This window comes from Amycolatopsis sp. NPDC021455, from assembly GCF_040640995.1.
In the GTDB taxonomy this organism is placed as follows: domain Bacteria; phylum Actinomycetota; class Actinomycetes; order Mycobacteriales; family Pseudonocardiaceae; genus Amycolatopsis.
In genome coordinates this window covers 1-4,047 of record NZ_JBFACT010000154.1, presented here as the reverse complement: position 1 = coordinate 4,047, position 4,047 = coordinate 1, and the positions used below count along the sequence as shown (strand labels likewise).

The window sequence follows — 4,047 nt, the reverse complement described above, 5'->3', positions numbered from 1 at the left end:
GGCGCGAAGGCGCTGGGCGAGACCGTCGAAGAGCTCGAAGCCCGGGGCATCGCGGTGCTGCTGAAGGGAATCCAGGACCACCACCAGCACCTGCTCACCACCACCGGCGTCCTCCGCACCGGCGACCACCTCTTCACCAGCCTCGACGACGCGGTCGCCCACGCACGCGCCCACGTGCAACGCGCGTCGGCTCAGGCTCGCTGAGCCGCCTCGGCGAACTCCGCCGCCAGCGCGTCGACCAAGACCTCCGGGTCCGGGATCAGGTGGCGGTCCGTGCCGAAGCCGAACCTCACCTCACCGGCGTAGCTGAAGATGCAGATCGTGATCGCCTGACGGCCGCTGCAGGGTGCCCAGCCGACGATCCCGGCCACCTCCGCGCCGGCCAGCGTCATGCGCGCACGGGGACCGGGCACGTTCGTCAGCACGCCGACCGCCTTGCCGGCGAAGAACCGGCTCGCCGCCAGGCCCAGGGTCGCCGGGCTCTGCGCGATCGCGTACTGCACGCCGAACGTCAGCGCGGGTTCGAAGGAGTCGCGGATCCGGACGACCCGCCGGTGCACCTCGGCGAGACGCTCGGCGAACGTCCGGCGGCCGAGCGGCAACTGGGCCAGCACCAGGGAGAAGTGGTTGCCGAGGGTGGCCGGTAGCTCGTCGTCGAAGGACGACAGGCTCACCGGGATCAGCCAGCCGAGGTCCGACAGCCCGGGCCGGGTGGTTCCGTGGGCGGTGAAGTACCGGTCGAGAGCTCCCGCGACGAGCGCGGTGCAGACGTCGTTGATCGTCGATCCGGTGTCGTGGCCGATCCGGCCGAGCGCGAGCAGCGGGACAGGGTCGCTCCACGCGGCGGTCTTCTCTACGCCCGGTTCGCCGTCCCACAGGCCGGTGGCGGTCGACGGGCCGAGCAGTTCGCCGGTCCCGGTCGCGCTGTGCCAGAGCGTCGTCGCCGCGCTCGCGACCGTGTCGACCGCGCGCCTGGGACCGCCTTCGAGGGCCGACGACAGGAACCCGGCGACCGCGCCCGTGACCCCCACGGCCGCGGTCGCGCCGAGCACCGGCAGGGCGACCGCAGACTCCAGCACCGGGTGCACGCGGGCGGCCTGCTGCTGGACCTTCGCGCCGGTGTCCTCGAGGGCACGCAGCACGGTGGCGCCGAGCCGGACCACGGGCTGAGCCACGGGTTCGCGGTGAGGTCCGGCCCCGCCGACCTTCGCGTGCGGAGCCGTGGTGCCCTCGACCGGGTCCAGAAGGCTGAACAGCACCTGCGTCAACCGGATGCCGTCGGCCATCGCGTGGTGGGTGCGGCACACCAGCGCGCTACCGCCGCGATAGCCCTGCAGCAAATCCATCGTCCATAGTGGACGCCGGTGATCGAGGGGCTCGCTGCGCCGCGCCGCGACGAACGCCTGCAGGGCCGCCTGGTCGGCGGGCACCGGGAGATCCCGCACGACGAGGTGGTTGCCGAGGTCGAAGCCGGGATCGGTCTCCCAGGAAAGGGACCGGCCGTGGCGGACGGCTCGCTGGAAGTACACCGGGTACCGCGCGAGCAGGCGGTCGGACACGAGCGACCGCAGCCGCGCCGGGTCCACCGGGGTGCGCGTCCAGAGCACCGAGGTGACGACCATCAGGTTCTCGGGCCGGTCCAGGTGCAGCCACAGGCTGTCCTGCGCCGGCATCCGGCGGTGCGGCCCGACCAGTTTCCGCGTGTTCGGCACCATTCCACTGTGCGGTGGCGGCGAAGCGGGCGAAAAGGGCCGGAAGTCCTCCGCCCGCGCGGCCGAGGACCCTGCCTCCGGTACCCCGTCCAGGCGCATCGTGAAGACGTCTGCCGAACCACCGGAGTATCGGAGAAACTCATGTCCCCCTCTCACGTCGTCGTGCTGGGCAGCGGGTTCGCCGGGCTGGAGACCGCGTTCGCACTGCGCGCGCTGGCGAACCCGGACCGCGTCCGGCTGACCCTCGTCTCCGACCGCGACGACTTCCTCTTCCGCCCCAACAGCATCTACCTGCCCTTCGGCGCGGCCGAAGCCCGCCTGCACGTACCACTCGCGAAACCGTTGCGACGCCGGGAGATCGACGCCCGGATCGCCACGGCCGAAGGCGTCGACACCGACCGCGGGGTCGTGCACACCTCCCACGGACCGGTCCCCTACGACCACCTGGTCATCGCCACCGGCGCCGCGATGCGCCCCGAGGAGGTGCCCGGCCTGGCCGAGTACGCACGTACTGTGTGGACGCCGGGGCAGCTGCACGCTCTGGGCGAGGAACTGCAGTGGGTGGCTCAGCACGCCCGGCACGGCCGCCTGCAGCAGGTCCTGTTCCTCGTGCCGCCGGGCAACAAGTGCGCCGGGCCGCTGTACGAGATCGCGCTGATGCTCGACACCTGGCTGCGCCGCCGCGAGGTCCGCGACAACGTCCAGATCGCCTTCACCACCTCCGAGAAGAGCTACGTGCAGGCGTTCGGGCCGAAGCTGCACGACGTCGTGGCCGCGGAGTTCGCCGCCCGCGGGATCGAAGGCCGCACCGGCGTCGAACCCGACAAGGTCAGCGAGCTCGAGGTGGCCTTCACCGACGGCACCTCGCAGGAGTTCGACCTGCTGGTGGCGTTCCCGCCGTACGTCGCCGCCCAGCGCTTCGAGGGCCTTCCGGCCGACGACCGCGGCTTCCTCGTCTGCGAGGAGAACCGGCGTGAGGTGCTCGGGCACTCGGGCGTCTACGCGCCCGGCGACGCCGGCGACTTCCCGGTCAAGCAGGCGTTCCTGGCGTTGCTGCAGGCCCAGGCGGTGGCCGGCCAGATCGCCGCCGACGCCGGCGTCCACCTGCCGGGGCCGGGGTTCGAACCGGTGAGCATGTGTGTCCTGGAGATGTTCGACAAGGCGACCTTCGCGCAGGTCCCGCTGTCGGTCACCGGCGACCCGGCCCGTCCGGTCGTCGTCGATCCGGAGTCGCTCGACAGCTACCGCGTCGGCACGTCGGCCGTATGGCGGCTGGGCAAGAAGGCCCTCGGCACGTACGTGCCGGGCCGGTTCCGCGCCGGGCTGCCGGTCCACGCGGGCGCCGGCTGGGACTCGATGGCCTTCGGCCTGCGCGGCGCGACCCGCTGGCTGGCCCGGTGAACCCGAGGCGGTTGCTGGTCCCGGCCGTCGTCGCGGCGGTGCTGATCTACACGGCCGGCGATGTGCTGGCCTCGTGGCTGTACGACGGATACAGCGCCCGGGACCAGGCGATCAGCGAGCTGAGTGCGTTCGGCTCGCCGGTGCGGCCGCTGATGGTGAGCGCGATCCTGGTCCACAACGTCCTGTTGCTGGTGTTCGGGATCGGGATCGTGCTCGCGGCCCGCCGCCGGATCGTGCGGTGGATCGGCGCCCTCCAGATCGCCGACTTCGTTCTCGTGGGCCTCGCCACACACACGTTCTGGGCGATGAGCTCCCGCGACCGGCCACCGGGGTTCAACGACACCATGCACATCGCGCTGTCGGGCGTGTTCAGCCTGCTCGTGCTGGCGATGCTGATCCTTTCGGCGGTCGCTTTTCCGGGCTGGTTCCGCTGGTACGCGCTCGCCACCACGGTGGTGGTCGCGGGCTTCGGCGTCGCGTCCGCGTTCGCGATGCGCGGGCTCGACCGGAACGACACCCCATGGGCCGGCGGGTTCGAGCGCATCAACGCCTACGCCTACTTCGCCTGGCTCGTGGTGCTGGCCGTGATGGTGGGCCGCCGGGAGTTCGAGGGGCGTTCCGAGGGACGTTGAGTCCCTCGGAACGCCCCTCGGGCAGAACCGCTTCAGCGAGGCGCCGGAACCGCCGCTTCGCCGTTGGGCACCGCCGTGGCCGGCGCGGCAGCGGCCGCCTCGCGGGCCAGGAACGTGCCCAGCTCGCCGATCGTGCTCATCAGCGGCGCCGGGAACACCACCGTGCTGTTGTGGTCCACCCCGATCTCCATCAACGTCTGCAGGTTCCGCAGCTGCAACGCCAGCGGGTGCGCCATCATCGTGTCCGACGCCGAACCGAGCGCCGCCGCGGCCTGCGCTTCGCCCTCGGCGTTGATGATCTT

Annotated in this window: 4 protein-coding genes and 1 pseudogene; 3 read left to right on the top strand and 2 right to left on the bottom strand. The window is 71.9% G+C overall.

Translation table 11 applies throughout. The features are described 5' to 3' along the window. The coding region (locus tag AB0G28_RS49230; RefSeq protein ID WP_361106613.1) for an STAS domain-containing protein at positions 1–204 on the top strand (204 nt) is incomplete at its 5' end. Here AB0G28_RS49230 and AB0G28_RS49225 read toward each other — a convergent pair. Continuing rightward, a complete protein-coding gene (locus AB0G28_RS49225) occupies positions 192–1,712 on the bottom strand; it encodes a WS/DGAT domain-containing protein (RefSeq protein WP_361106610.1) in 1,521 nt (506 codons plus the stop codon). The two genes, AB0G28_RS49230 and AB0G28_RS49225, sit on opposite strands and share 13 nt — an antisense overlap. Before the next feature lie 141 nt (positions 1,713–1,853). On the opposite strand from AB0G28_RS49225, the gene AB0G28_RS49220 reads away from it, so the two are divergent. Next, positions 1,854–3,113, top strand: a complete 1,260-nt coding sequence (locus tag AB0G28_RS49220; RefSeq protein WP_361106607.1) for an FAD-dependent oxidoreductase — start codon at positions 1,854–1,856, stop codon at positions 3,111–3,113. Continuing rightward, positions 3,110–3,745 (top strand): DUF998 domain-containing protein, encoded by a 636-nt coding sequence (locus tag AB0G28_RS49215; RefSeq protein ID WP_361106605.1) that lies wholly within the window; start codon positions 3,110–3,112, stop codon positions 3,743–3,745. Before AB0G28_RS49220 ends, AB0G28_RS49215 begins: the two co-directional genes overlap by 4 nt. A gap of 32 nt (positions 3,746–3,777) precedes the next feature. Here the strand turns inward: AB0G28_RS49215 and AB0G28_RS49210 are convergent. Beyond that, positions 3,778–4,047: pseudogene (locus AB0G28_RS49210) on the bottom strand (slipin family protein); the annotation flags it as partial.

Coding starts and splice junctions, on each gene's coding strand:
- AB0G28_RS49220 (WP_361106607.1), top strand. CDS start 1,854: ATGTCCCCCTCTCACGTCGTCGTGCTGGGCAGCGGGTTCGCCGGGCTG.